Genomic DNA, 24,728 nt, shown 5'->3' on the forward strand with positions numbered 1-24,728 from the left:
CCGGCCAGCCCCTGACGCGTAGGCGTCAGATCGCGTCGTCGACGATCAGATGTGGCCTACCGTGCGAACACAATTCGACACGTGCCCTAATGCGAAAGGTTGCGGCAAGGTTTTCTGGCGTCAGGACGGCGGCGGCTGCGCCGAAATCGTGCAACGTTCCATCAGAGAGGATAGCAACCTTGTCGGCGAATTTCAGTGCCAGGTCGAGATGATGCAGCGCGATCAGCACGAGCATACCGTCGTCACGCGCAAGGCTGCGCACCTGCCTCATCGCCTCCAGCTGGCGGTGCATGTCCAGCGCGCTGGTCGGCTCGTCCAGGAGCAGCACCTGCGGTTCGCGCACGAGACATTGAGCAAGCCCGACGAGCTGGCGCTGTCCACCGCTCAGCTCGGAGAGGATTTCATTGGCAAGATCGCGCAAATCGAGTGCTGCCAGCGCCTCGTCCACCGCCACCAGATCGGACCTCTCCAGACGCCAGCCGCTGACCTGCTTGCGCGCAAGAAGGACGGATTCGAATACGGTCAGCACTGCGCTTGCCGTTTGGTCCTGAGGCATGTAGGCGACGGCGCGATCTACATCGCGCACATCTTCCAACCGGCACTCGCCGGGCCCCGGAAGAATGCCTGCCAGGCGCCGGAACAGCGTCGACTTGCCCGCGGCATTCGGACCAATGACGGCCACCACCTCGCCGCCATAACAGGGCGGGAGCGTCACATCGCGTAGCACCTGGCGTGATCCGAAGCGGGCGCCGAGGCGATGCGTGCTCAGCGCTACCATATATCTCTTCCGCTTCTCAGGATCAGATAGAGGAAGACCGGCAACCCGATCGCCGAGGTGACAATGCCGATCGGCAGGACGGCGCCGGGTACCGCGATCTTGGCCAGGATGGCGCTGAGCGACATGATCAGCGCGCCAGTCAGCGCGCTGGCGGGCAGCAGGAAGCGCTGGTCTTCGCCGACCATCATGCGGGCGATGTGCGGGCCTACGAGACCGATGAAACCGATCGTGCCGACAAACGCGACAGGGATCGCCGACAAAAGGGAAACAAGGATCAGCGTTTCGAGCCGTAGGCGCCGCACGGGAATGCCGAAGCTCGCCGCACGCGCCTCGCCAAGACGCAACGCAGTCAATTGCCACCGGCGACGCAGAAAGACCGGCAAGGTTAGACCCACGACGAGCGCGGTGATGGCGAGCTTGGGCCATGTTGCCTTGGTGAGGCTGCCCATGGTCCAGAACACGATAGCCGCGACCGCCTGCTCGGCGGCCAAATATTGGATGATAGCGAGGGCCGTGTTGAAACTGAAAACCAGAGCGATGCCCAAAAGCACGATCATCTGGATCGAGGCTCCGCGCCGAAGGCTGGCCAAATGGATCAGGAAGGCGGTTGCCATGGCCACGACGAAAGCATTAGCCGCGACGACGTAGTCGCCTGCCATGGGAACCAGCGCGACACCGAAAGCGAGTGCAAGGGCTGCGCCGAAGCTTGCACCGGCGGATATGCCCAGCGTGAACGGGCTCGCCAGCGGATTGTTCAAGATGGTCTGCATCTGAGCGCCGCCGATGGCAAGCGCCACACCGACCACGACGCCCATAAGGGCCGACGGCATGCGGATCGACCAGACAACAACGCGCATCTGCGCATCCACCTCTGCTGGCAAGACGAGCGTCCGCACGACCTCTCCAAGCCCGTAGCTGGCCGGTCCAGTCGAGAGGTCGCCGACCAATGCGATGCAAACCCCGATCACCAGCACAAGGAGAACGATCCCCCGCCTGACGCTGAGCGCTTGATAGGCACCGCGTCCGGCTAAGGACAGTGTTTCGGTATGAATATCTGTCATCACCGGCTGTCGGAAAGGCTGATGCTATAGCCGGGCCGGTAGGCGATGGGCAGGAAGCGACGATGGTATTCGGCGAAGGTTGCATTAGGGTCCAGATCGGCGAACAGGTCGGGGTGGAACCACTTCGCCAATTGCTGGACGGCGACAAATTCGTATGGGCTGTTGTAGAATTGGTGCCAAATGCCGTGAAAATTCCGAGTCGTCTTTGCCGCGATACCGGTATAGGCGTCGCGAGTAACGAACCATTCCAGTTTCTTGCGCGTCAGGCGAGGATCCGCCCCCGGCCCGAGCGGAATCCAGTGGCCGCCGGGTACATAGGCTTGCCAGTCGGCGCTGGTAACCACCACATGCGCGGGATCAGCGACGATGATCTGTTCGGGGCTAACCTGCCCGAACGTCGAAGGAATGATATCGCTGCCGATATTGTGGCCGCCAGCGAGTTCGACATATTTGCCGAAATTATCCGCGCCGAAAGACAGGCAGCAATCCTGTGAGTAACCGCCTATCCGTTCGACAAATACATTTGGGCGTTTCGGTTGTTTGGCGTCGAGTACGTTGGCAACCGCGGCCATGGCCTGGTGGCGGAATGCGATGATCTCCTCCGCACGCGCCTCGCGCCCCATGATCCTGCCCAGAAGCCGAATGGTTGGCTCGGTGTTTTCCAGGGGACGGTGACGAAAATCGATATAGAGAACCGGTATGTTCAATGCCGCGAGCTTCTCGATGTAGTTGGCGTCCTTGTTGGCTTCCATGGATTCAAGGTTGAGCAGCACCACATCAGGCTTCTGGACGATCGCCGATTCGATGTCGATCAAGCTGTCCTCCTGGCCTTTGAAGGCAGGCAGCTTCGCCAACTCGGGAAACACGTCGAGATATTGCGCGTAAGTGGCTGGGTCGGCCGTGATCAGATCGGTGCGCCAGGCAACCACGTGAGCCAAAGGGTTTTCGGGTTCCAGCGAGGCAATGAGATAGAGCTGCCGACCCTCGCCCAGAAGCATGCGCTTGACGGGTACTTTGAGCGTCACCTGGCGACCCGCGATATCAGTCAGGGTCAGCGGCGCTTGCGTCTGTGTCAGTCCAGGCTCGCCGGCAGATGCTGCTGCTGGAGGCAAGCCGATCAGGACGAGAGTCGTCACCACGGCATGTAGCAGCGATCGGTGTTCCGTCATGGTCAGCTTCCTTTGGGGTGCGCAGTCTTGAGCCAGATGCCGAGCGCTGACAAGAATGACATGGCGTAGAGCGTGGCGACGAGCAGGAACGCCGCTTCAAGACCGAAGAGCTGCGTAACGCCGACGCCGACAATGATGCCGCTCGCGGAAGCGATTTGCTGGGACGCTTGCGCAAGGCCCAGAACCGATCCTTGCCGATCGTTAGCCACGGCAGCCGAAACGAGCGCAAGAAGGACCGGCGTCGTTCCCCCAAGAAGCGTGCCCCAGATGAAATACAGGAACGCGAATACGACAACGGAGCCCGCGCTGCCCGCCAGATACGTAACCAAAACGCACGCGGCCGAAATGAGCATGTTGCCCCCCAGCACATAGGATGGCGTTCGATTCTCGAAGAGTCGCGCCCACAGCGGCGCGGCTACGACAAAGCCGCATGCCAACAGCCCGTAGGTGAGCCCGGCGACCCAGTGCGGCGTGCCAAATACCTGGGTCATGTACAGTGAGAAAGGAACCTGCAGGACCGTGCGGCTGGCGAGCAGCATCCCCATCAAGGCAAGAAGAGCTGCGATCGGAACGCCGGTCGACGCCGTGGGTTTTGCGGCAACCGCTTTTCCGGAATTGGCAGCAATAGCTCCCGGCGCCGGTACGGGCAGGCTCGACCAGCCAACCGCAGCGCACAGCGCACAAATTACCCCGGCCGTCAGATTTACTGCGGCAAAAGGGAAGCGATCGAGAATGAGCCCACCCAGAAAAGCGCCGCCCAGCGAGCCCACATTGGTAGCAACCTGAAGCCAGGCGAAGAGACTCGCGCGATCCTTCCCGCCGGTGATTTGAACGCCATAGGCCTGCGCTGGCGCGATATAGCCGGCGCAGGCGCCTTGCAAGAAACGCAGCGCCATGATCGTCCAGACATCCTGTGCAACGGCAACAAGTAGTTGCGTGACCGCCAGACCGCCAAGCGCGCGAACCATCATCAGCCGATTACCGTAGCGATCGCCGACTCGTCCCCAAAGGGCGCTGGTCAGAGACATGCCTATCATCGGGCCAACATAGACGGCAACGCTTGCCAGTCCGAAGACGCTGTCGGATGGGCTCAACACCTTGATTTGGATCGGCCAGAATGGACCGCTCATTTCCATGGCACCCATGGAAATGAATTGCAGGCCGAACAGCAAAACAAAGACAGGTCCGAAGCCGCGAACGGCGGCGGAAGCATTTGTCATTCCGCGCCCGCCATTGGATTTGGCAGCTCGTGCTCAAGGCGATAGTCGCGATACCGCTCCAGGTGCATCCGTAGCACCGAGCGGCTCGGCCAGTTTTTTTCAAGAAACGCCGTGCGTTCCTCCTGCCAGAAAACGTCCGACAACATGCGCGGCCTGAGCGCATCGAAAACTGCTTCGGTCTCTTCCCGCAGGATCCGCCAGAGGCCTGTACCCGATAGGGTGTAATGTTCGTGGAGGCACAGTGCCACCTCGTGGAGGTGGCAGACGAAGCAGGCGCCGACAACAAATGAGCGCACGAGACTGATGTCGTCATCGAACGTCGTGGGTAAGATCCCCGCCCGAAAGAAAGGCTGCAGATGGTGTCCTCGTTCTCTAAAGAGAGGCGCAAAACTGCGGCCATCACCGAAATCACGGATCAGCAGTTTTCGCGGGCGGCCGGCTTCATCGAACAGGATCGTGCTGTTTTGCTGATGCGCCTCAAAGGCGATTCCGTAAAGCAGATACATAGCGAGCGTCGGCCCGACGACGGTCCTTGCATAGGCTCGGAAGAACGCGGAGACAGCTGCTTCGCTTTCATCGCCATTTCTCGCAATCAATTCGCAAATGAGCGGCCGGCCATCGACCGGGCTTGCCGTTAAGAGTGCCGCGACGGCGACCGGCAACAGTCCATCATTTCGCGCCAGAGCGTCCGAGCTGCGGTAGACGACCGAGAGAAAGCGGCCCGGATGCTCGTCCCCCGTTACAGGGTGATGCAGGATTGCGCCCAGCTCTTCGGTGAAGATCTCCAATCTGTCAGAAAGATCCCTCTCGTTTGACAGAATATCGGAAATCAGGGTGCTGAGACGCGGTCCCATGTGGATCGACTTGGCCTGCAGAGTGCGCTGCTCGCTGGTCATCCAGATCGCCACCGGCAGTTTGATAAAGGGCCTCGGTTCCTGTGTGTCCGGCAGCATTGTACGAAACGACATCGACGGAAGCGTCACGACTTCCGGGCCATTGGGGTCGAAAACTCCGGTAGCTATCTCGGACGCGAATTCACGACGCACGAAGTTGTCGAGTTGCCAGATATGGACAGGTAGAGGCAGCCAATCGTCGGGAGACTTTCCACGTCGATTCAATCCTTCGGCCCAGTCACGCCAGAGTTCGGGGAAGTTTTGTGAGAACCATTCCGAATAGCTGCCAACATGCGGCATCTTCTCCACATAGGACCATTCTCTGCGCAGCGCTGCTATTCGAACGCGCACGCGAGCACCGAACTCAGGCGACAAAGCCGTGACGTCCTCGGGCGACAGGTCGGGTTTCGCCTTCCATGTCGGATAGAAGGGGTGACCTTCCAGTGCGCCCCACTGATCGAGAGTCATGGCCGCCAGGTGTGGCGGCAGGCTCTTTTCTAGATAGGCGAGGAATCCCCGCGCGCCTGCTCTGGTTACTTTCTCTCGCAGATCGGCGCTCCAGTGCTCCCGGTGCTGACGCGCCAGGACGTCGTTGCGCATGCTGTCCTCGACGTCGCGTATGAGATGCTCGAGGCCGTCCGAGGCAGGCGAGATCGCCAAGGCGGGCGCGACCTGCCGGATGAGGTCGGAGGGACCATCGACCCGGTACCGAGCGCCGGTCTCGTCCAGTACTTCGACAGAACCACGGTTTCGAAATGTTCCGGCAGGCGCACGACGCAGATCGCTGAAATGCAGGACCCGGCGTGACAGCCGAAGGGGGAGACACGCTTGGTTGTTACCGTCGCGCGACCACAATAAAGCATCTGGTTCAAGAAGACGCTCGGCGAACAAGCAGCGGACCAACCGGTTGAGCGCATTGCGCGATGCGTCCAACCAAAACTGCGCGGCACGCACCTGATCAGCATCTGCGGAGGAAGACATCCACTCATCCATCACGTTCCCTCCGGCCAGTTGGCGGGCAAACAGGCCGACGCGCCTTGGAAGAACCCGCCGTGGTAGTTGAGCGCCCAGTTGTAGGTCTTCGAGATAGCGGGAGCAGCCACTTCAAGCCGCGCGGCCATTTCCACGAGCAGCGCCTGCCCGAAGGCGATGTCTTCGTGGAAAGCGCGGCTTGTGCGATCGATGACAAGGCCGGGCCCGTCCGGATTGGGAACAAGTGGGACGCGTATGCCCGCATAAGCACGGTTGGTTCGCAACAGCGCATACATGGTCCGGTTGTCCTCGATCTGGCTGCCATAAGCCTCGATCAATTCCTGTCGGAGCGGCTTCACCGAACTCAGATCAATGCCCAGGCGTAACTCGACCGCACGGCGGATTGCCTGGTTTTCGGCGTCGCAGGCCTCCAGCAATTCGGCGCCGGCACGCGGGCAATCGCTCCACCAGCAAAGTGGACGATCGAAGGGCTTGTTTTCCCAGGGGGCGCCAGGTCCGACCAAGGCATAGAGCACGGCGGGATGCATCAATGCGTTGCCCGGCGTCAGTGTGATTTCCAGATAATCCCGCAGCAGGGTAACGGGGGCTTCATAAAGACGGCTCAGCATCGCCTGGAGCTTGGTGCGGCTCCCTGCCGTCTCGCGGTGATGAAGCGCGGCGAAGAGCTGAGCCTTGGCCCCTCCCATGCGCACCCTCTCGCCCGGGATGAGGTCAAAGGCCGTATGGGGCACGTCCTTCATGCCCCAGATGACCACATTGTCCGGATCCGAAAGGGCTTTGGCCGCGAGCCAGTTGAAGCCGCAAAAGCCAGGAATCGCGCCCACATAGACGCGCTTGTCCCGGGGCAGATGCCGTGCAAAGTCGTGGAGAAGCGCAGGCCGCGCGTGGGCCGGCTGCGTCACGATCACCATGTCCGTGTTTTTGAGCGCCTCGCTCGGATCGGCGCCGACATGGTCGGGCCGCCCGCCCAAAACGTGGCCGTCCGGTGTCTGGACCCACCAAACGCCGTCTCCCCTCGCCCACTGGTCGGCGACGGCGGCCGCGCCCGTCAGCACGGAAACGGTGACACCTGGACGCTGCTTGAAGAGTACGGCATTCAAATGCCCAGTGCGCCCTGCACCGCAAATCGTCACCTTCATGCTGCGCGCGCCCTTCCGGGTAGCCAGGCTTCGAGCTGTGTGGCGATTGTCGGATCCAGCAAATCCCGCTTGGCCATCCATTCATCGTCGAAGACCGAACCGAGATATTTCTCGCCCCCGTCCGCAACAGGCGTGACCACCGTGCCCGACAGCTTGCCGGCCGCAATGAACTCCAGTGCCTTGTAGATCGTGCCCCCGGTCGAGCCGCCGACCAGAAGCCCGTAGCGCCGCGCGATAAAACGTGCTGTTTCGAAGGCTTGGGTGTCGGTGACCTGTACCCCTTCATCGATGCATCCATAGTCGAGCACCTTTCCGACCTCATCGCCAGCGGGCGTTCCCGTGCCCGACTGGTAGTAGGGATGGCCGGGTTTACCGAAGACGATCGAGCCGGCCGGTTCTACAGCGATGGTCCGGACAGCAGGATTGATCCGCTTCAGACGCTGGGCGATACCGGTCATTGACCCGCCAGTGCCGACACAGCCGACGAAGGCATCGACGCCGTCTGGAAGTTGTGCCAGCAGTTCGTCGACGAAGCCCGCGTAGCCGTCCGGGTTTGCCGGATTGTCGGACTGGTTCATGAACAGCGCATCAGGAAGTTGGGCACCGAGTTGGGCGGCCAGCCGTTGGCGCTCCACCACCGCAACCTCGTCCTCCCGATAGTCGCCTTCGACATACCGAATTTCTGCGCCCAGCGCCCGCATCGTGCGGATCTTGTCCGGCGCGGCGTGGTGATCGACAACGGCAATGAAGCGCAGGCCCAATTCCAAGGCGGCTATTGCCAGTCCAATCCCGGTGTTTCCGGACGACGATTCGACGATCGTGCCGCCCGGCGCGAGCCGCCCGTCCCGAAGCGCTGCAAGCACCATGCTGCGCGCCATGCGGTCCTTCATCGATCCACCAGGATTGTTCTTTTCAAGCTTCAGCACTAGCGTGGCGTCGCTGTTGGGTAAGGCAATCGGCATGACCGGCGTTTGGCCGATCAACTGGCTCACGGTCGTGCAGAGCATTGCGCCTCTCCTATCGTGTCGGGAACGAGCATTGGTTGGCCCTTTGCATCCTGAACCACGCAAAGGCGGCTCGGCATCGGATGGCGATGGAATTCGTTTTCAAGGAGGTCCATCTGGTAACCGCCGGTGTTGGCGTAAACCAGAAGGTCTCCCGCACTTGGAGCGATGGGAAAGGTGAGCCATCGATTGCAAAGGACGTCCTCGTCCAAGCAGCTATGGCCCGCCAGATAACCTCTGATAGGTTTTGCGGCGATCGGCGACGGTGTGGCCGGCACCAGGATGGGATCGACCAGGAATTCGGAGCCAAACCAGGTTTCGCAAGCGCTGAAGCTGCTACCTTCGACGAAGACGACATGAGCGTTTGGGGCAACGGCTTTCACGCGTAACACGCGGAAAATGGAAATTGCCACCTGATCGGCCAGTGCTCGCCCGGGCTCCATCCCGAGCTCAATCCCCTCATGAACAAGATAGTTCGCGAGACCTCGGCCACCGGCCATCGGTGCACGAAGCAGGTCGCGTAGCCACGCGGCCGCGGAAAGCTCTCCGCCGTAGGGATAAAAGGAGGCAGGCACCTTTCCGGTGCGGTAATCCTCGGGCATTTGCGCCCCAAGATGCGCCTGGTAAGCGCTCTGATCGACATATTGAATCGGCAGGCCGCCCCCGATGTCGATCATGCGCGGCGCAAAACCTTGCGCGCGAGATTCTTTGATCAGGTCGGCGGCCTCTCCAATCGCTTGGGCGCGCGACTCCCAATCATAGCCACTCAGGTGGAAGTGCAGCCCGTCAAAGCGCAGCGTGCCTTCTTTAGCAATACGAGACAGACAATGCTGGATAGCCGCCGCCGGCATCCCGAAACGGCTCCGCGCCTGGTTGGTAGGGCGCAAACGCAGCAGCACCGGCTGAGCCGCACCGCCTGCCGGGAGCCAGCGGATCAGATCCTCGAGCTCTTCGGGTGAATCCAACGATATGAGAGCGTTGCAACTGATAAGTTCCGTGTGGAATGCTGCGGTCTTCGCCGGGCCCGTCGCCACTAGTTGTGCCCCGACGGCACCGAGCTGCCTGGCATCGCGCAACTCATAGAGGCTTGAGACGTCAATGCCGGCCCCCGCGCCCAGAGCTGCGGCCAGCAAGCTGGGCGATTTGTTGACTTTCGCTCCGTAATAGATCGCGTTTGCGACCCCGCTTTCTCGCAAGACGCCTCTGAGTGCGGTGAGATTCGTCTGCAGCTCATCGGGCCAGATCAGATTGACCGGAGACCCATGTCGGGTGACCCAATCGATCAGCAGCGGGCCGTTGCCAGCCAAGAGCTCCGCCGTTCTCGGCCGAAGGATTGGCGAGAGGCCCGCACCGGGCTTGTGGCCATGCAAGGTCATGACCTCGCCCTTTCGGTACGAGCTACAGCGCGTTCCGTTGGAGCAAGGAGGCGCAAGCGCTCCAACGGCAGGTTGCAGTTGGGTAGGCTCTGATCAAAAATATGTCGCGTCGTCTTGCAGGGGAATTTTCGACCACTGCGCGCCATCGCGAGGATGCAGGCAGGCGTAATCGTCTCTCCCGGGCGCCAGCTCTCCACCCGCACTGCGGCGTAGTCCAAGAGTATCACTGGCACCAGCGGCAGCCGCAGACGCTCCGCGACTTCCAGCCGGTGATGACCGTCCATCACGCACAAGGCGTCCTTCTCCGCCGTGATCGGAACGGTCCAGCGACCCGCGCGGAGGATTTGCGCCTGCAGCTCCGCTACCCCGTGAGGATCGACCTCTTCGGTTGGGATCAAGCATGTTGGCGAAAGGAGGCAAACTTGCATATCGACCAGCCTGATGTTTTGTCAGTGGGATCCGTTCATGAATCGCCTTCAAGGTGGCGCTTCGTTGGTGTCACCAAACTGTAAGAGCCGCGATTACATATCCACCGTCATCGACAGGAGATACGTGCGCGGTGCTCCCAGGAAGAACGTTCCGAATGAGGCCACGCTGGACCAGTAATTCGTGCCGGTCACATTCTGAATGTTCGCGCGGAAAACCGTCTTCCTGCCGTTGAACGCCGTTGCGTAGCGGGCGCCGAGATCGAGCCGCGTCCAATCCGGGATCGGCTGTCTGTTCGCAGTATCGACGAACTGCCTGCCCGTGTAGATGACCGCCCCATTCAAAGTGAGCCCCCTCATCCAGGGGAGATCCCACTCGGCTCCGATATTGGCCTGTACGTTCGGAACGCCGATTGGCGTGTGGCCCACGTTTGCCGCGACGGCAGTCTTCGTCAGGGTGCCATCCAGCAGCGAAACGCCTCCGAGGACACGAACATCGGGCATGAGTTCGCCGTAGACGTTGAACTCGAGCCCACGGACTTGCTGTTCGGCGGTCGCCGCGAAGCGCCCGGCGGACAGCTCGCCGCTCGCCTTCGATATCTCGAAGGCGCTGAAGGTGGTTGCGAACCGGCCGAAGTCCACCTTGATGCCGGCCTCGTACTGCTTGGCGATGTAGGGCGGGAGCACTTCGCCGAAATTGGAAGCGGTCTGGGGCGCGACGTCGCCCCGGCTTAGACCTTCGATGTAGTTCGCGTACAGAGAGAGGTTATCCAGGGGCCGGATGACGAGCCCGACCACGGGCGTGGTCGCGCTCTTGTCGTAGGACGACGTCAGCGTTCCGACATTGGAGAGATAGTTGTTCGCCTCGATGCCCTGGCGCCGGACACCCAAAGTCAACAGGATACGCTCATCGAGCACAGACAAGGTGTCAGCGATCGAGAGGCCCGTGAGTTCACTGTCCGAGAGCCGAGGGCGCCCACTGATCTCGTTCGCGAACTGAATTGGTGCCAGGGTCGGATTATAGATGTTCGACGCGACGAGACTGCCATTGGTGAGTCGCCGGTACAGCGCGTCATGATAAACCGAGGCCTGGAAGGCGACGGCATGGTGGACGAAGCCGGTATCGAAGCGAGCGCGGACGCCGCCATCATATGTGGTTCGATCGATGCTAACCCCGAAGAATTGGGGCGTCGAGGTCGTGTCGCCGCTCGTGCTGATGATCGTCGGAAGACCGAAGAACCGCTCAACATTGGTCCGCGATCCGCCGACGTCGGCGAACAGCGTAACCTGATCGCTGACATCGTATTCAGTGCGTAGCAAGGCAGATTGATCATTGATGCGCGACCATTCCCAGGGTTGCGTCACGTTCAGTCGACCGTCCGGCGCCCTTGGCACTTGTAGGCCGGGAGCCACAAGAAAGGGACGCGACGGCGCGTCGAACCGATCGGTCTGGGCGATGAGGTAGAGCCAAGACCTGAACCGTTCACCCTGATAGTCGAGGGCCAGCGATCCGACGCCTGTCGTTTCGGACTGCCGGTCAATGGGCGTGTCGCCGTCGCGCAGGCTGCCGCTGGCGCGCACGCCCCATTCCTTGCTGTGGCCGTAACGCCTCGCAATATCCCAGTGACCACCGAACCGTGCGGCCGAGCCGTAATCCGCGGTGAAGCGGGTCAAGTCCCCTCCCGCGCGTTTGGGCACGACATTGATGACGCCGCCGACGCCGCCATTGGGTGCGATGCCCGAGAGCGCGGCTGAGGGGCCCTTGAGCACTTCGATGCGCTCGACGTAATCCGTGAAGATGCGGTATGTCGGCGCGATGCCGTAAAGGCCCTCGAAGGCGAACTCACCGTTGTTGCCTTCATTGATCGGGAAGCCGCGAATGTTGAAGGAATCGAGCACACCGCCCGTTGGGTGGGAACTTCGCACGGAAGGATCCAGGATCAAGGCATCCGCACCCGTCGCCGCCTGCTGATCCCGGATGAACTTGTCCGTGTAGCTCGTTACGTTGAATGGCGACTTCATCGTGTCGGTATTTCCGAGCAGTCCCAGTCGCGCGCCTTGAGCGACTTGGCCGCCTGCAAAGGCCGGCACGACACCCGACTGCGACGGCTGCGACTGCACCGCGACGTTTTCGGTTTGTCGGGCAGCAGGTGCCGTGGCGCGCCGTGAAGCTGATTGGATCCTAGAGGCACTTCGTTTGATTGGCGTGCGACGGATCGCCTGCTGCGTTGGAGCATCGACAGTCACTGGTGGAAGGGAGGTAGCGCCTTGCGGTGTTTCGGATTGAGCGGGCGATTCGAGCCACACCAGCAACGTCACTCCACCCAGCAGCGTCGCACCGAAGCGAGCTGCCGTCCCAACCTCACCTGCACGTCGCATTTCCAGAAAGTCCCCTCAACAGCAGCACATCGCCCAACGTGAAATGGCTCCCCGCTCGGCGTGCAACGACCATGGATCGAAGATCGGCTCTCCGTGTCCGCACTGGCCGACACTTACAGCCCGAGATTCAGTACCTCCGCAGACTTGCATTCGGAGTCAGTTGCCTGCGCGATTGTCGGCAACTTCCGATTGCTAACCGTCTGCACCGCTTCTCTAGAGAGACGCTGTCGTGACCGCAACGCAAATGCGTGCGCCGCGACTTAGAATATCTCGATCATCAACGGCTCGAGTCAGCTGGTCCGCCACGACCGCAGTCAAACTGGATGTGACACACGGCGCCAAATGCTTGGCACCAGATCTGACAGTCGGGCTCTCAACTTTTGAAATGCGCGCTGCGTCGCATAAGCGGCGGCGAAGAAAAAGACGGCGGCCGACATTAGTGATCTACGCTGCCTCCCCTCCGCGCGTTGGCAATCGCCGCTTCGCGCGATAGCCAGCGTCTTCGACGCGCGCTCACAAGATTAACCGCAACGCTACGCGACCCATCGAAAGCTCGCGGCGTCTCTGTTCTCCAGAACATCGCATCGAGAGATGCGCTTGCGTCGACCTCGATCGAGCTGACGATCGCCGCCATCACGTAGGATCGACGCCACCGTCCACCCGGGATACTTCCCGACCCTAGAGGGACTTCTTCCCTAAGATTGCGATTGCATTACAACACAGGGTTCGGAGCAGCGCTCTAGCGAATGTCCTCCGCAGTGCGTGAGCAAGCATCGACATCGCACCGTTTAGAACGGATCCAAGTTGAGAAAGCGCGAAACATTGCGCTCGTCGCCAAGAATGAGCTACCTCCCACATCCAATTGGATGCGTCATCACGCATCGCGCATTGATGTTGCCGTTTGGAGCAACCAATCGCCCGCGTAATGGGTTTCGTGCCTCAACTGCCGTAGGTTTTGGCGTGACCGTCATCAATATTCGTTTCCGTCGTAGTATCCGTCCCAGTTATCGCGCCAGCCGGGCGGCAAACCATCGTCGTCCCAGTGATAGCTGCTCCAATGGTCCAGATCGTGATAGAAGCTGTAATCACGGTAGTACTCACCCCAGTAGTTGGTGACGTCAAAGGTGATGATCGGTATCTCCACCTGCGCCGCGTAGGCCGGCACATAGACACGGCGCTCCTCGTGAACAAACTGGATATGTGCACCCGACGCCCAGCCTCGCATACCGGACACGCTTACGTCGCACCATGTATAACGAGCGAGGCAGCCATGGATCACCAGTTCTGAGCCAGCGCCCAACACACCGACTGCGGGGAACCGAACATTGGGTCCCGAACGGATATTGAGATTGACGCCGGAGTATCCGGCCCGACTGGCGGCGCAGACTTCGCCCACCGCGCAGATCATCGTGAGCAGTGCCATCGCACACACCCTGGTCAACGTTTTCATGCAATAACTCCAATTTGCCATACCCGAAGGCGAGCAAGAGCCCACACTCTCGTGGGAACGCCGGAAGCGCAACTACGGGCCCCGCATTACATTAGAATTACCGGCTGGTTACAGTGGTGCATTGTCAAGCTCGCCGGACGGTCACGTCAGCGTAACGCACACATGTATCGAGGCAGTAAGCCAAGGCGACTGGATGAGTTCTGCCCGGCGATCCATGTCAGCCAATGCGGAGCTGGAATCTGTGGCAAGATTGTCTGGCTGAAGCAGCCGATCGACAGTACAACAGGCCAAGGACGTTTTGAGCCATCTGCCCAAGCTCCGCGTCCCTAATGATCATGCGTCCGATCCAAAAGGGTGAACGCAAGGGCGATGCCAAAGTGTGGTCCTACACTGGCATGGAAAAGGGGAACCTCGACCGCGGGAAGCGTCTTCAAAGATAACGGTTTCAGTATTCAGTCCCGTGAGGACGGCCTGACTGTCACAGGACAACGGATCAAAATATCCGGCATTTTCGGAATCCGTTTTTCTGCAACCAAACTTATGTTAAAGAATTGTGACAGCATGCAGCTTGAGGCGCAGATATGAAAAAGAGCGACGTGATTTGTTCCGAGTGCGACGCTGGCTTTCGTCGACTGGAATTTTGGTCACAGCCTGGAGAGAAAGGCGAGTATCGCTGCCCGGCCTGCGACACGTCGCTGGAGACTTTCGACGGCAGCAGGCTGATCGCCTATCGTTTGACCATCGAACCGTCAGTGCGAGCTATGCGCGACTAACCGGGCTCAGTTTAGCCGGCTTCTTCATTTCCTAAGAGCTGCTCCCTCGCTGATGCGCCTCGCGCCTTGCAAAACTCAAGGTTTCGGCTGCATGCCCTGCAAAAGGCGAAGCGGGTTGAGCGGGCCAATGGGGATCAGTTCGAAGCTCATCATATGTGCTTTACCCAAAGGCAGCTTTTCGAGCATGTCGTGAGCGACGGCCGGATCGGTGGCGTTGATGATGAACACTACGCCCCGCTTTCCCTGCAGCGAGTACCACTGCTCGATCTTGCCATCGAGGTAGAGCTCTAGGCCAGCGCCTGTTCCGCAAGCCAGTGCAGCTTATGCTGCGGGCTGTCGGAGGTGTCGTTGATGCTCATCTGCGACACCGTCATCTGCGACATGTTGACGATGGCTTCGACGCCATGATGACGCGCGACGGCGGCAAAATTCACCGTGGCTTCCAGATACGCTGCCGAAATCGACATGCCGAAGTAGATGCGCTTGCAGCCCTGGATGACGCGATGCATCGACTGCAGATCGGTGAGGCCGCCGACGACTACCTCTGCACCGAGCAGGCGGAGGCTTTCCGCCCGTTCGTCCTCGCGGCGAACGAGGGCGCGTACCTTGTGGCGCTTGGCGATCAAGAAGGCTGTGACGTTGCGACCGATAGCGCCGACGTCGCCGGCGGCGCCGGTGACGAGGATGGGACTTTCGCTTGAAGCGCTCATGTGATGTGGCTCGGGGTTACAGGATTTCAGTGTCGCGCAATCGTTTCAGCGAGACGAAGTCACCGTCGCTGACGATCGTAGTCTGCACTCTGTTGTATCACCGCCGGCGTTTCATGCCTCGATGCGCAGCGAAGACTTGGCGAGACGCGTCGTCCGGGACTTCACGTTTGCTTCAATAGCGCGGAATCGACAGGCATTTTGCGGAGCCGCTTGCCCGTCGCCGCATAGACTGCGTTGGCGATGGCCGGGACGATCGCCGATGTCCCCGTCTCGCCCATGCCGCCCGGCGGCTCCGCGCTCCTGACGACATGAACCTCGATCGCCGGCGCCTCGTTCATGCGCAGCATCTGGTAGGTATCGAAGTTTGCCTGTTCGACACGGCCGTCCTTGAGCGTGACCTCGCCATAGAGCGCTGCCGTGATACCAAAGATGATTCCGCTCTGGATCTGAGCTTGCACTGTGTCGGGATTGACGACGGTGCCGCAATCCATCGCACAGACGACGCGACGAACGCGGACCGCACCCTCCCTCGACACCTCAACCTCGGCAACCTGCGCCATGTAGCTGCCGAACACAAACTGCAGTGACACGCCGCGGCCGCTTCCCTTGGGCAAAGCCTGTTCCCAGCCGGCCCTCTCCGCGGCAAGATCAAGCACAGCCTTCGCACGCGGCGACTTCTCGAGCAGCGCGCGGCGATAGGCGACCGGGTCCTGTTTCGCGGCAGCCGCCATTTCGTCGATGAAACTTTCGGTCACGAACACATTATGCGACGGACCGACACTGCGCCAGAATCCGGTTGTGATCCCGGGCGGCTCAACCCGCGCATATTCGACGCGGAAATTCGGCAGGTCGTAGACCAGATCAATCGCGCCTTCCGTCAAGTCGGGATCAAGGCCGTCCTTGAAGCTTGGCGGCAGCCACCGCGCAATGACGGACGAGCCCGCAAAGCGATGGTTCCAGGCGATTGGCCTGCCCTGCTCGTCGAGCCCTGCGGAGATGCGGTCGAACCAGTAAGGGCGGTACGCATCGTGCTGGATGTCCTCCTCGCGGGTCCACACGACCTTCACCGGGCCATCGACCTGCTTGGCGATCTCGACGGCGCGGACCGCACCGTCAGCCTCCAGCCGCCGGCCAAAGCCGCCGCCGATCAGGTGATTGTGCACGATGACCTTCTCTGGCGGCAGGCCCGCGGCCTTTGCTGCCATCGCCTGAACACGCGCAACGGCCTGGCTGCCGATCCAGATCTCGCACTCATCCTTGCGAAAATGAACCGTGCAATTCATCGGCTCCATCGTGGCGTGCGCCAGGAACGGTAGCTGATAGATCGCCTCGACCTTCGCGGCTGCGCCCGCCATGCCCTTGTCGGCGTCACCGATGGACTGCGCCACCACGCCAGAACCCCGCGTGGCCTGCTCGAGCTCGCCCGCGATTGCTTCGGTCGAGAGGTTGGCATGTGGGCCGTCATCCCACTCGATCTTGAGCGCCGCCAGGCCTTTCTTCGCAGCGCCCATATGATCAGCTACGACCGCAACGGCGTCGTCGAGCTGGACGATCTGACGGACGCCATTGATGGCCCTGGCCTCAGCATCATCCACGCGCTTCACCCGCCCGCCAAACACGGGCGATTGGGCCAGCGTCGCGATCTTCACACCGGGCGGCCGAACGTCTATGCCGTAGAGCGCCGTGCCGTTGATCTTGGCGGGCGTATCGAGCCGCTTCGCCGGCGTGCCGATCAGCTTGAAATCCGCCGGCTTCTTCAGCGTCACATTCTCAGGCACCGGCACGCGCGCCGCATCGGCAGCAAGCGCGCCGTAGCCGAGGCTGCGTCCCGACGCCTGATGATGCACTTCACCGTTTTCCGCCCGGCAGGAGCTTGGGTCGACGTTCCAGCGCTGTGCCGCCGCCGCGATAAGCATTGTCCTCGCGCTCGCACCGGCCTTGCGCAGGGGCTGCCAGGCGCCTCGCATCGCATTCGAGTTGCCGGTCGCCTGCACGCCGAGCAGCGGGTTCACGTAAAGCTCTTCGTTCGGCGGGGCATGCTCCAGGCGCACCTGGTTCAGGCCGACCTCGAGCTCCTCGGCAATCAGCATCGGAATTGAGGTGTAGGTGCCCTGCCCCATCTCGACATAGGGCATGGTCAAGACGATCTGGCCGTCGCCTCCGATCCGGATAAAGGCATTCGGCTCGAAGGTATCGGCGCTCGCCGCATCGCTCTCGCGGCTCGCGAATGGCAAGTTCAGGCTGAGCAGCAAGCCGCCGCTCACTCCGGCGCCCGCGCGGAGAAAGCCCCGCCGCGACAGACCAGCCTGGGCTAAGTCGGAATTAGTGTGGGCGAGCGTCATGATCAGCCTCCCGATTGTGCGGCTTGCTTGATCGCTTCACGAATACGTACATACGTACCGCAGCGGCAAATATTGCCCGACATCGCATCATCGATGTCCGAATCCGTCGGGTGTGGATTGCTCGCAATCAATGCAGACGCCGACATGATCTGGCCGGATTGGCAATAGCCGCATTGCGGCACTTCTCGATCGAGCCAGGCAGCCTGAATTTTCTCACCCGCCGGCGTCTTGCCGACCGCCTCAATGGTGGTGACCTTCGAATCGCCGATGCTATCGATCGAGGTGATACACGAACGGACGGCCTCGCCGTTGATATGCACTGTGCAGGCGCCGCATAGCGCCATGCCACAGCCGAATTTCGTACCGGTCATGCCGAGCACGTCGCGCAACACCCAGAGAAGCGGTGTATCTCCGTCAACGTCGACGGAATGACGATCTCCGTTGATCGTAATCTCGAAAGCCATAATGACCTCCCTTGGAAGACTGTTCTGATCCAATTACGAGGCGGCTGCGGAGCGGCGCCTCGCTCCGCTGAGCGCGCGATCGGCGAACGGTCGGCTGGAACGCGGCAGCGAAAACCGGAAGATGACCAGTAGGTCCGCGCCTTTGCTGACTTCATCGCGGAGGCCTGCGGCTGGCTCCAGATTACTCCCTTCCTCGACACAACGAAACTCTCCCCTCAGTTCTTGTGGAATGACCAGTCGCCTTACCGCTACGCCCGCCATCAGCCAGCGTGTGCTGCGGGTTGCGTGGTGCGGCGGCGTTCGTGCCTTTCGTGCGCAGCTCGATGAGGCCGAGCACAATCTCGTCACGCTCCGCCTCCAACTCCTCGATGGTGCGCGAGCCAACCTCGGCGTGGACGCTCTCGGCGAGCTTCTTTTGGATCTCCGGGGTTAGCACCGGCGAGCCGAGGGTCTTCCACGACGTGGTCATCGGGCCGGCAAACTGGTCAAAGAAATGCTCGATACCGCCCGGGCCTCCGCCGAGATGATTGAGCATCATATTGACCATGATAATGCAAGGGCGATGCCAAAGTGTGGTCCTACCCTGGCATGGAAAAAGTGGTGCAGCAGATGCGCAAGAAGATCGACGGCGTGTCAAAGCTATTCACGCTTGATGCCTGTCGACACGGCGGCATGACCGAACTCGAGGAAGCCGAGCTGACGGACGGCCAGGGTCGTGCGCTGTCGGGCCACAAGACCGCACAGGCGTATCGCGGCTATGCCAAGGAAACGATGATGCGAGCATTGGCTGCGACCCGTAAGCGGCATGCACATCTCTTGGCGCAGAAGGAGTTCGATCAGCAGAATCTGATCGAGCAGCATCACCTCGAGACGAAATGCAGACCTCCCCAATTTCGAAGACTAGCGTCTGATCTGAAAGATAGACTTCGCGTTTCGTTGAACGCTGCAAAAGGCGACGGGGTTCTGCAACTGTCGATCGCGCGCGACGTCAACGGCAGCGGTCGGAAGCTTGCAACGCGCAGACAGCGTTCATCCGCTCAATTCGTATTTTGATAAGTTGAGCGACGTTCAACGCGCGACGACTTTCATCTGCCCTTCGATCAAAAACGAAACCAGCACAGAATTTCCAAATGCGAGGCAAACGGAATTTCCAAATGCGCTGGAAATTCTGTCTTGAGCAAGGCCGTTTTCATAGCAAAATCAGCGTGTTGGATCTGGCTGGGGCGGGAGGGATCGAACCTCCGAATGGCGGAATCAAAATCCGCTGCCTTACCGCTTGGCTACGCCCCAACGGCGCTTCTCACGGGATCAACGGAGAGCACAGCCTATACCGCAGATTCCCGTTTGCCCCGCCGGTCTATAGAGAGAAGGCGAGCATTTCAACCGCCTCGGCGTGTAAATTCGCCCGCCCGGGCGCGGTTTACGCTGCCCTGATATCGCCGCCAGCCCCGCGCCCGGCCTGGCCTCCCAGTCACGAAACTTGGCCCTCCCGGCCATTGAGACCCCGGCGGTTTCGTGGGAATACGCTGCCAACGACGTTTTCCGGGAGTTTGCCATGACCTACCGCGCGCCGATCTCTGACATGTTGCTTTCGCTGAACCACGGCGCGGGCCTCAAGGCCGCCGTGGAGGCCGGCCATTACGGCGATTTCGACGCCGAGATCGCGCAGGCTGTGCTGGAGGAAGCCGGCAAGTTCGCGTCGGACGTGCTCGCGCCGCTTAACCGCGTCGGCGACGAGAACGGGATCAAGCTCGACGACGGCAAGGTCACGACCGCGCCAGGCTGGCCGGATGCCTATAAGCGCTGGACGGATGGCGGCTGGAACGCGGTGTCCGGGCCGGAGGCGTTCGGCGGCCAGGGCCTGCCGCTCGCGATCAACGCCGCCTGCACGGAGATCTGGAGCGCGTCCAACGTCGCCTTCGGCCTCTGCCCGCTGCTCACGGCCTCCGCGATCGAGGCGCTCGAGGCTCATGGCAGCGACGAGCTGAAGCAGATCTATCTGGAAAAGCTCGTCACCGGCGAATGGACCGGCACGATGCAGCTGACCGAGCCGCAGGCCGGCTCCGACGTCGGCGCGCTGCGCACCCGCGCCGAGCGGCAGGCCGACGGCACCTATCGCATCAAGGGGACGAAGATCTTCATCACCTATGGCGAGCACGACATGACCGACAACATCGTGCATTTCGTGCTCGCCCGCCTGCCGGATGCGCCCGCCGGCACCAAGGGCATTTCGCTCTTCCTCGTTCCCAAATTCATGGTCAATGAGGACGGCTCGCTGGGGCAGCGCAACGACATCTATGCGAGCGGCGTCGAGCACAAGCTCGGCATGCATGCCTCGCCAACCTGCACCATGACCATGGGCGATCACGGCGGCGCGATCGGCTTTCTGATCGGCGAAGAGAACCAGGGCATGCGCTGCATGTTCACGATGATGAACCAGGCCCGCCTCGGCGTCGGGCTCGAAGGCGTCGGCGTCGCCGACCGCGCCTATCAGCAGGCGCTGGCTTACGCGCAGGAGCGCAAGCAGGGGCGCGCCCTCGGCAAGAAGGGCGACGGCTCCGATGCGATTTTCGTGCATCCCGACGTCAAGCGCATGCTGATGCGGATGCGCGCGCAGACCGCGGCCGCGCGCACCATCTGCTATGCGACGGCCGTCGCAATCGACGTCTCGACACGTGCCAAAGATCCCGGCGTGCGGGTCGAAGCCGCGGCGCGCGCGGCGCTGCTGACACCGATCGCAAAGGCCTATTCGACCGATGTCGGCAACGAGGTCGCCTATCTCGGCGTTCAGGTGCATGGCGGCATGGGTTTCATCGAGGAGACCGGCGCAGCCCAGCACTACCGCGACGCGCGCATCACCGCGATCTATGAAGGCACCAACGGCATCCAGGCGATCGACCTCGTTACGCGCAAGCTCGCGGCCAACGGCGGCACCGCGGTCTGGGCGCTGCTCGGCGAGCTCGCCGGCATCATCAAGCAGGTCGAGGCCTCCAACGATCCCGCCTTCGGCACCACCGGCGTCAAATTGCGCGAGGCTCTGGACGCGCTTAAGCGCACCAGCAAGTGGCTCTTGGAGCGATTGGCTGAGGCGCCGAACGACGCGCTCGCCGGCGCCACGCCCTATCTCCAGCAGTTCGGTGCGACGCTCGGCGGCTGCATGCTGGCAAGCGAGGCGCTCGCGGCCAAGAGCGACGGCAACCTTGATGCGCCTCGCTACGTCTCGCTCGCCCGTTTCTTCGCCGAGAACATCACCGTACAGGCGAGCTCGCTGGAGCGCACCGTGACTGAGAGCGCGGAGTCGGTCGCGGCGGCAGACGCGGTGTTGCTGGGGTAACGCCTGAACTGTCCAAGCCCTCAGCCCGAGGTGCAAACCGTTCAGGACGGTGGCGATCACGAACGTGCCCATGCCGGTCCACCCCACCGACGTCAGGGCATAGGCGAGATAAAGTTGCCAGGGCGCCGTCATCAATCCGATGAGCATCGTCGAGGCGCCGAGTGCCGCGAGGCCACACAGCGCAAAGCGCAGGACGTCATCGGTGAAGATGACGAGAGGAGGTGAGCAGGAACGAGAAGGTGCTTGCCGTCGAGATCAGCGCGCTTGGCCAGCCGTGAACGCGCTGCAGCTCGGCGAGATAAATGCCCTGACCGGAGCGAAACGGGGCCGATCCTGCCGCACAACTCCCGGTTTTTCAACCAAATCATTATAGCCTTTTGTTGCAATGCTTCGCTTACGCTGCGACCGCCTTGGCCACGGGGGTGGTATGCAACTGCGCCGCCGTTGAAAACGGCAACCCCAGGTTTGGCAGCTTCGCAAGATGATGTAGGCTGACAGGAAAAGGCTAGCGGCAACGGTGCCGCGGGCCGCTATTGGGGACTGGGAAGCATGACCGGCCAGATCATCGTTACGCAGGAAGGCGCGATGCGCGTGATCACGCTGCGCCGGCCGGACAAGAGGAACGCGGTCACGCAATCCATGTACCGCGACATCGGCCACGCGATCGACACGGCGCAGAACAACCCGGACATCCGTTGCCTCATCATCACCGGCGGCTCGGGCGCGTTCAGCGCCGGCAACGACCTCGAGGAGTTCCTGGCCGATGCCACAGCGAGCCCCGAGACGCCGAGGGCCTCAAATGCCATCAAGCTGCTCTATTCGCTCGCGCACAATGTGAAGCCGATCATCGCCGCCGTCGACGGCGTGGCGATCGGGATCGGCACGACCATGTTATTCCATTGCGACTATGTGCTCGCCTCGACCGCTGCGACCTTCAGGACGCCGTTCGTCCCGCTCGGATTGATCCCGGAGGGCGCGTCCACCCTCTTGATGCCGCGCACCATGGGCTACCAGCGCGCCTTCGCGATGCTGGTGATGGGACGCACCTTCACCGCCGCGGAGGCGCAGAACGCCGGGTTCGTCAACATGGTCGTCTCGCCCGGACATACCGAGGCCGAGGCCAAGAAGGTGGCACGCGACATCTGCAGGCTACCGGCGGACGCGGTCGCGATCTCGCGCAAATTGCTGCGTCTGCCGGCGGAGGAAATGACTCGCCGCATCGACCAGGAAAGCCATCTGTTCGGCGAGCGCATGCGCTCGAAGGAAGCCATCGCCACGTTCGAGGCGTTTTTCGCGAGGACGAGGAAGAGGCATTAGGGCGGGACGACCGGCGCGCCCATTTCTCCACCCGTCATTCCGCCGAAGGCGCAAGCCCCGGAATGACAGGCCAGACAACAAGCTTCGTGAAATCTTCGCGCGGACCGTTTAGGCTTGCTCCATGCGACACCTGCTTCGCTTGATCCCGGCAACTCTTGCTTTTGCACTCGCCTGCGCCCTGCCCGCACTTGCCCAGGCCTCTGCGACGGTCGAACTACGCATCCTTGCGATCAACGATTTCCACGGCAATCTCAGACCGCCGCCGGGCGGCATCCGCATCGGTGATCCCGAGGACAAGACCAGGAAGGCGACGGTCGCAGCGGGCGGCGCCGAGTACATGGCGACGCTGGTCAAGCAGCTGCGCGAGGGCCACAAGAACACGATCTTCGTCGCGGCCGGTGACCTCATCGGGGCGAGCCCGTTCTTGTCGGCGATGTTTCACGACGAGCCGTCCGTCGAATCGCTGTCGATGATGGGGCTCGCGATCACCTCGGTCGGCAATCACGAGTTCGACGAGGGCAAGGCCGAACTCTTGCGGATGCAGAATGGCGGCTGCCATCCGGAGGACGGATGCCAGGGTCCGCATCCCTTCACTGGCGCCAAATTCCATTATCTGGCGGCCTCTACCATCGAGACCGCGACCGGAAAGAGTGTGCTGCCGCCCTATGAGATCAGGGAGTTCGACGGCATCCCCGTCGCCTTCATCGGGCTGACGCTCAAGGGCACTGCCGGCATCGTCTCGCCAAAAGGCATTGCCGGGATCGAATTCCGCGACGAGGCCGAGACGGTGAATGCGCTTGTTCCTCAGCTGAAGGCGCGCGGCATCGAGGCGATCGTGGTCCTGATCCACGAAGGCGGCGAGCCGACCGGCGACTACAATGAATGCCCAGGCATTTCAGGGCCGATCGTCGACATCGTCAAGAAGTTCGACCGCGCGGTGGACGTCGTCGTGAGCGGCCACACGCATCGTGCTTACGTCTGCCAAATCGACGGCCGTCTCGTCACCAGCGGAGACAAGTTCGGCACGCTGGTGACCGCGATCGACGTCACACTCGACCCGGTGACGCACGACGTCGTCAGCGCGAAAGCCGAGAACGTCATCGTCGCCAATGCCTCCCTCGCCAAGGATACCGAGCAGACCGCCCTGATCGAGGCCTACGACAGGCTCGCTTCTCCCATCGCCAGCCGTCCGGCTGGCTCGGTGACACAGACGCTGTCGCGCGTGCCCAACGAGGCGGGCGAGAGCGCGCTCGGTGACATCATCGCGGACGCGCAGCTTGCCGCCACCAAGGACGCCAAAGACGGCGGCGCCGTCATTGCCGTCACCAATCCCGGCGGCATCCGCACCGACATCGTGCCGAAGGAGAATGGCGCGGTGTCCTTTGGCGAGGTGTTCGCAAGCCAGCCGTTCCGCAACCGCCTCGTCACCCTGACGCTCACCGGCAGCCAGCTCAAGGAGATGCTGGAGCAGCAATGGCTCGATCCGACGCGTCCGCGGATTCTCCAGGTGTCGAACGGCTTCAGCTATGTCTGGGACGCGTCAAAGCCGTTCGGCGAGCGCGTCGTGGCCGACAAGATGACGCTCGACGGCAAGCCGATCGATCCGGCATCGAGCTACCGCGTCACCCTCAATGACTATCTCGCCGTCGGCGGCGACGGTTTCACGGTCGCCAAGCAAGGCACCTCCGCGCAATATGGCGGCTATGATGCGGATGCGCTGTTTGCCTTCTTCAGGGCGCACGGCCCGATCGGCCCACTCCCCCCAAGCCGCATCCTGCGCGTCAATTGATCCGGATCAAACGGCCCGGAACGGGACCACCTTTGCCATTCCCGGCCAACCCCCTACATTGCGTTTTGCATTGCCTTTTGGCGCGGGATGCGCCAAGCGACGTCAAAAGCCC

The 24,728-nt window shown here is 61.7% G+C and carries 21 protein-coding genes, 1 tRNA gene and 1 pseudogene; 5 read left to right on the plus strand and 18 right to left on the minus strand.

Annotated features, from left to right (window positions below):
* Positions 1 to 25: 25 nt before the first annotated feature.
* From QA640_RS31375 to QA640_RS31425, 11 genes are all read right to left on the minus strand, one after another.
* A complete protein-coding gene (locus QA640_RS31375; RefSeq protein ID WP_283036705.1) occupies positions 26 to 778 on the minus strand; it encodes an ABC transporter ATP-binding protein in 753 nt (250 codons plus the stop codon).
* Positions 772 to 1,839 (minus strand): iron ABC transporter permease, encoded by a 1,068-nt coding sequence (locus QA640_RS31380; protein WP_283036706.1) that lies wholly within the window; start codon positions 1,837 to 1,839, stop codon positions 772 to 774. Before QA640_RS31380 ends, QA640_RS31375 begins: the two co-directional genes overlap by 7 nt.
* Positions 1,839 to 3,008: an ABC transporter substrate-binding protein gene (locus tag QA640_RS31385; RefSeq protein WP_283036707.1), complete on the minus strand. Its 1,170-nt coding sequence runs from the start codon at positions 3,006 to 3,008 to the stop codon at positions 1,839 to 1,841. Before QA640_RS31385 ends, QA640_RS31380 begins: the two co-directional genes overlap by 1 nt.
* Before the next feature lie 2 nt (positions 3,009 to 3,010).
* Positions 3,011 to 4,228 carry an MFS transporter gene (locus QA640_RS31390; RefSeq protein WP_283036708.1) on the minus strand — a complete coding sequence of 406 codons (1,218 nt, stop codon included), beginning with the start codon at positions 4,226 to 4,228 and terminating at the stop codon, positions 3,011 to 3,013.
* Positions 4,225 to 6,102, minus strand: coding sequence for an IucA/IucC family protein (locus QA640_RS31395; protein ID WP_283042945.1), 1,878 nt, complete (start codon positions 6,100 to 6,102; stop codon positions 4,225 to 4,227). Before QA640_RS31395 ends, QA640_RS31390 begins: the two co-directional genes overlap by 4 nt.
* A gap of 11 nt (positions 6,103 to 6,113) precedes the next feature.
* On the minus strand, positions 6,114 to 7,253 hold the full coding sequence (locus QA640_RS31400; RefSeq protein WP_283036709.1) for an NAD/NADP octopine/nopaline dehydrogenase family protein: 1,140 nt from the start codon (positions 7,251 to 7,253) through the stop codon (positions 6,114 to 6,116).
* Positions 7,250 to 8,260, minus strand: a complete 1,011-nt coding sequence (locus QA640_RS31405) for a cysteine synthase family protein (RefSeq protein WP_283036710.1) — start codon at positions 8,258 to 8,260, stop codon at positions 7,250 to 7,252. Before QA640_RS31405 ends, QA640_RS31400 begins: the two co-directional genes overlap by 4 nt.
* Positions 8,242 to 9,633: a Y4yA family PLP-dependent enzyme gene (locus tag QA640_RS31410; protein WP_283036711.1), complete on the minus strand. Its 1,392-nt coding sequence runs from the start codon at positions 9,631 to 9,633 to the stop codon at positions 8,242 to 8,244. The genes QA640_RS31405 and QA640_RS31410 overlap by 19 nt, the downstream gene beginning before the upstream one ends.
* Entirely contained in the window at positions 9,630 to 10,061 is a 432-nt protein-coding gene (locus QA640_RS31415) for a hypothetical protein (protein WP_283036712.1), read from the minus strand. The genes QA640_RS31410 and QA640_RS31415 overlap by 4 nt, the downstream gene beginning before the upstream one ends.
* Before the next feature lie 93 nt (positions 10,062 to 10,154).
* Positions 10,155 to 12,179, minus strand: coding sequence for a TonB-dependent siderophore receptor (locus QA640_RS31420; protein WP_283036713.1), 2,025 nt, complete (start codon positions 12,177 to 12,179; stop codon positions 10,155 to 10,157).
* Positions 12,180 to 13,407: 1,228 nt separating this feature from the next.
* Positions 13,408 to 13,887, minus strand: coding sequence for an SH3 domain-containing protein (locus tag QA640_RS31425; RefSeq protein WP_283036714.1), 480 nt, complete (start codon positions 13,885 to 13,887; stop codon positions 13,408 to 13,410).
* A gap of 581 nt (positions 13,888 to 14,468) precedes the next feature.
* Between QA640_RS31425 and QA640_RS31430 the strand changes: the two genes are divergently transcribed.
* On the plus strand, positions 14,469 to 14,660 hold the full coding sequence (locus QA640_RS31430) for a hypothetical protein (protein WP_283036715.1): 192 nt from the start codon (positions 14,469 to 14,471) through the stop codon (positions 14,658 to 14,660).
* A 75-nt stretch (positions 14,661 to 14,735) separates the two neighbouring features.
* Here QA640_RS31430 and QA640_RS31435 read toward each other — a convergent pair whose 3' ends face one another.
* The 5 genes from QA640_RS31435 to QA640_RS31455 all read right to left on the minus strand — a co-directional run bounded on the left by QA640_RS31435 (position 14,736) and on the right by QA640_RS31455 (position 18,723).
* On the minus strand, positions 14,736 to 14,888 hold the full coding sequence (locus QA640_RS31435; RefSeq protein ID WP_283036716.1) for a hypothetical protein: 153 nt from the start codon (positions 14,886 to 14,888) through the stop codon (positions 14,736 to 14,738).
* Positions 14,889 to 14,947: 59 nt separating this feature from the next.
* Positions 14,948 to 15,370, minus strand: coding sequence for an NAD(P)H-binding protein (locus QA640_RS31440; protein WP_283036717.1), 423 nt, complete (start codon positions 15,368 to 15,370; stop codon positions 14,948 to 14,950).
* A 161-nt stretch (positions 15,371 to 15,531) separates the two neighbouring features.
* The gene (locus QA640_RS31445) at positions 15,532 to 17,712 is read right to left on the minus strand and encodes a xanthine dehydrogenase family protein molybdopterin-binding subunit (RefSeq protein WP_283036718.1); all 2,181 of its coding nucleotides are present in this window, start codon (positions 17,710 to 17,712) and stop codon (positions 15,532 to 15,534) included.
* A gap of 2 nt (positions 17,713 to 17,714) precedes the next feature.
* Positions 17,715 to 18,176 (minus strand): (2Fe-2S)-binding protein, encoded by a 462-nt coding sequence (locus tag QA640_RS31450; RefSeq protein ID WP_283036719.1) that lies wholly within the window; start codon positions 18,174 to 18,176, stop codon positions 17,715 to 17,717.
* 181 nt (positions 18,177 to 18,357) lie between these two features.
* Complete coding sequence (locus QA640_RS31455; protein WP_283036720.1) at positions 18,358 to 18,723, minus strand: hypothetical protein; 366 nt, start codon at positions 18,721 to 18,723, stop codon at positions 18,358 to 18,360.
* 23 nt (positions 18,724 to 18,746) lie between these two features.
* Here QA640_RS31455 and QA640_RS31460 point away from each other — a divergent pair, with 23 nt between their 5' ends.
* Positions 18,747 to 19,229, plus strand: coding sequence for a hypothetical protein (locus QA640_RS31460; RefSeq protein WP_283036721.1), 483 nt, complete (start codon positions 18,747 to 18,749; stop codon positions 19,227 to 19,229).
* Between the two features lie 162 nt (positions 19,230 to 19,391).
* Here the strand turns inward: QA640_RS31460 and QA640_RS31465 are convergent.
* A tRNA-Gln gene (locus QA640_RS31465) sits at positions 19,392 to 19,466 on the minus strand.
* A 265-nt stretch (positions 19,467 to 19,731) separates the two neighbouring features.
* On the opposite strand from QA640_RS31465, the gene QA640_RS31470 reads away from it, so the two are divergent.
* The gene (locus tag QA640_RS31470) at positions 19,732 to 21,510 is read left to right on the plus strand and encodes an acyl-CoA dehydrogenase (protein WP_283036722.1); all 1,779 of its coding nucleotides are present in this window, start codon (positions 19,732 to 19,734) and stop codon (positions 21,508 to 21,510) included.
* 39 nt (positions 21,511 to 21,549) lie between these two features.
* On the opposite strand, the pseudogene QA640_RS31475 reads toward QA640_RS31470, so the two are convergent.
* Positions 21,550 to 21,823, minus strand: a pseudogene (locus QA640_RS31475) (MFS transporter); the annotation flags it as partial.
* A gap of 236 nt (positions 21,824 to 22,059) precedes the next feature.
* Between QA640_RS31475 and QA640_RS31480 the strand changes: the two are divergent.
* Both QA640_RS31480 and QA640_RS31485 read left to right on the plus strand, forming a co-directional pair.
* Positions 22,060 to 22,827 (plus strand): enoyl-CoA hydratase-related protein, encoded by a 768-nt coding sequence (locus tag QA640_RS31480; protein ID WP_283036723.1) that lies wholly within the window; start codon positions 22,060 to 22,062, stop codon positions 22,825 to 22,827.
* Between the two features lie 121 nt (positions 22,828 to 22,948).
* The gene (locus tag QA640_RS31485; RefSeq protein WP_283036724.1) at positions 22,949 to 24,616 is read left to right on the plus strand and encodes a bifunctional metallophosphatase/5'-nucleotidase; all 1,668 of its coding nucleotides are present in this window, start codon (positions 22,949 to 22,951) and stop codon (positions 24,614 to 24,616) included.
* Positions 24,617 to 24,728 lie beyond the last annotated feature (112 nt).

The sequence above is a fragment of the Bradyrhizobium sp. CB82 genome (genome assembly GCF_029714405.1).
GTDB lineage: Bacteria > Pseudomonadota > Alphaproteobacteria > Rhizobiales > Xanthobacteraceae > Bradyrhizobium.

Coding starts and splice junctions, on each gene's coding strand:
- QA640_RS31375 (WP_283036705.1), bottom strand. CDS start 778: ATGGTAGCGCTGAGCACGCATCGCCTCGGCGCCCGCTTCGGATCACGC.
- QA640_RS31380 (WP_283036706.1), bottom strand. CDS start 1,839: ATGACAGATATTCATACCGAAACACTGTCCTTAGCCGGACGCGGTGCC.
- QA640_RS31385 (WP_283036707.1), bottom strand. CDS start 3,008: ATGACGGAACACCGATCGCTGCTACATGCCGTGGTGACGACTCTCGTC.
- QA640_RS31390 (WP_283036708.1), bottom strand. CDS start 4,228: ATGACAAATGCTTCCGCCGCCGTTCGCGGCTTCGGACCTGTCTTTGTT.
- QA640_RS31395 (WP_283042945.1), bottom strand. CDS start 6,102: ATGTCTTCCTCCGCAGATGCTGATCAGGTGCGTGCCGCGCAGTTTTGG.
- QA640_RS31400 (WP_283036709.1), bottom strand. CDS start 7,253: ATGAAGGTGACGATTTGCGGTGCAGGGCGCACTGGGCATTTGAATGCC.
- QA640_RS31405 (WP_283036710.1), bottom strand. CDS start 8,260: ATGCTCTGCACGACCGTGAGCCAGTTGATCGGCCAAACGCCGGTCATG.
- QA640_RS31410 (WP_283036711.1), bottom strand. CDS start 9,633: ATGACCTTGCATGGCCACAAGCCCGGTGCGGGCCTCTCGCCAATCCTT.
- QA640_RS31415 (WP_283036712.1), bottom strand. CDS start 10,061: ATGCAAGTTTGCCTCCTTTCGCCAACATGCTTGATCCCAACCGAAGAG.
- QA640_RS31425 (WP_283036714.1), bottom strand. CDS start 13,887: ATGAAAACGTTGACCAGGGTGTGTGCGATGGCACTGCTCACGATGATC.
- QA640_RS31430 (WP_283036715.1), top strand. CDS start 14,469: ATGAAAAAGAGCGACGTGATTTGTTCCGAGTGCGACGCTGGCTTTCGT.
- QA640_RS31440 (WP_283036717.1), bottom strand. CDS start 15,370: ATGAGCGCTTCAAGCGAAAGTCCCATCCTCGTCACCGGCGCCGCCGGC.
- QA640_RS31445 (WP_283036718.1), bottom strand. CDS start 17,712: ATGACGCTCGCCCACACTAATTCCGACTTAGCCCAGGCTGGTCTGTCG.
- QA640_RS31450 (WP_283036719.1), bottom strand. CDS start 18,176: ATGGCTTTCGAGATTACGATCAACGGAGATCGTCATTCCGTCGACGTT.
- QA640_RS31455 (WP_283036720.1), bottom strand. CDS start 18,723: ATGGTCAATATGATGCTCAATCATCTCGGCGGAGGCCCGGGCGGTATC.
- QA640_RS31470 (WP_283036722.1), top strand. CDS start 19,732: ATGACCTACCGCGCGCCGATCTCTGACATGTTGCTTTCGCTGAACCAC.
- QA640_RS31480 (WP_283036723.1), top strand. CDS start 22,060: ATGACCGGCCAGATCATCGTTACGCAGGAAGGCGCGATGCGCGTGATC.
- QA640_RS31485 (WP_283036724.1), top strand. CDS start 22,949: ATGCGACACCTGCTTCGCTTGATCCCGGCAACTCTTGCTTTTGCACTC.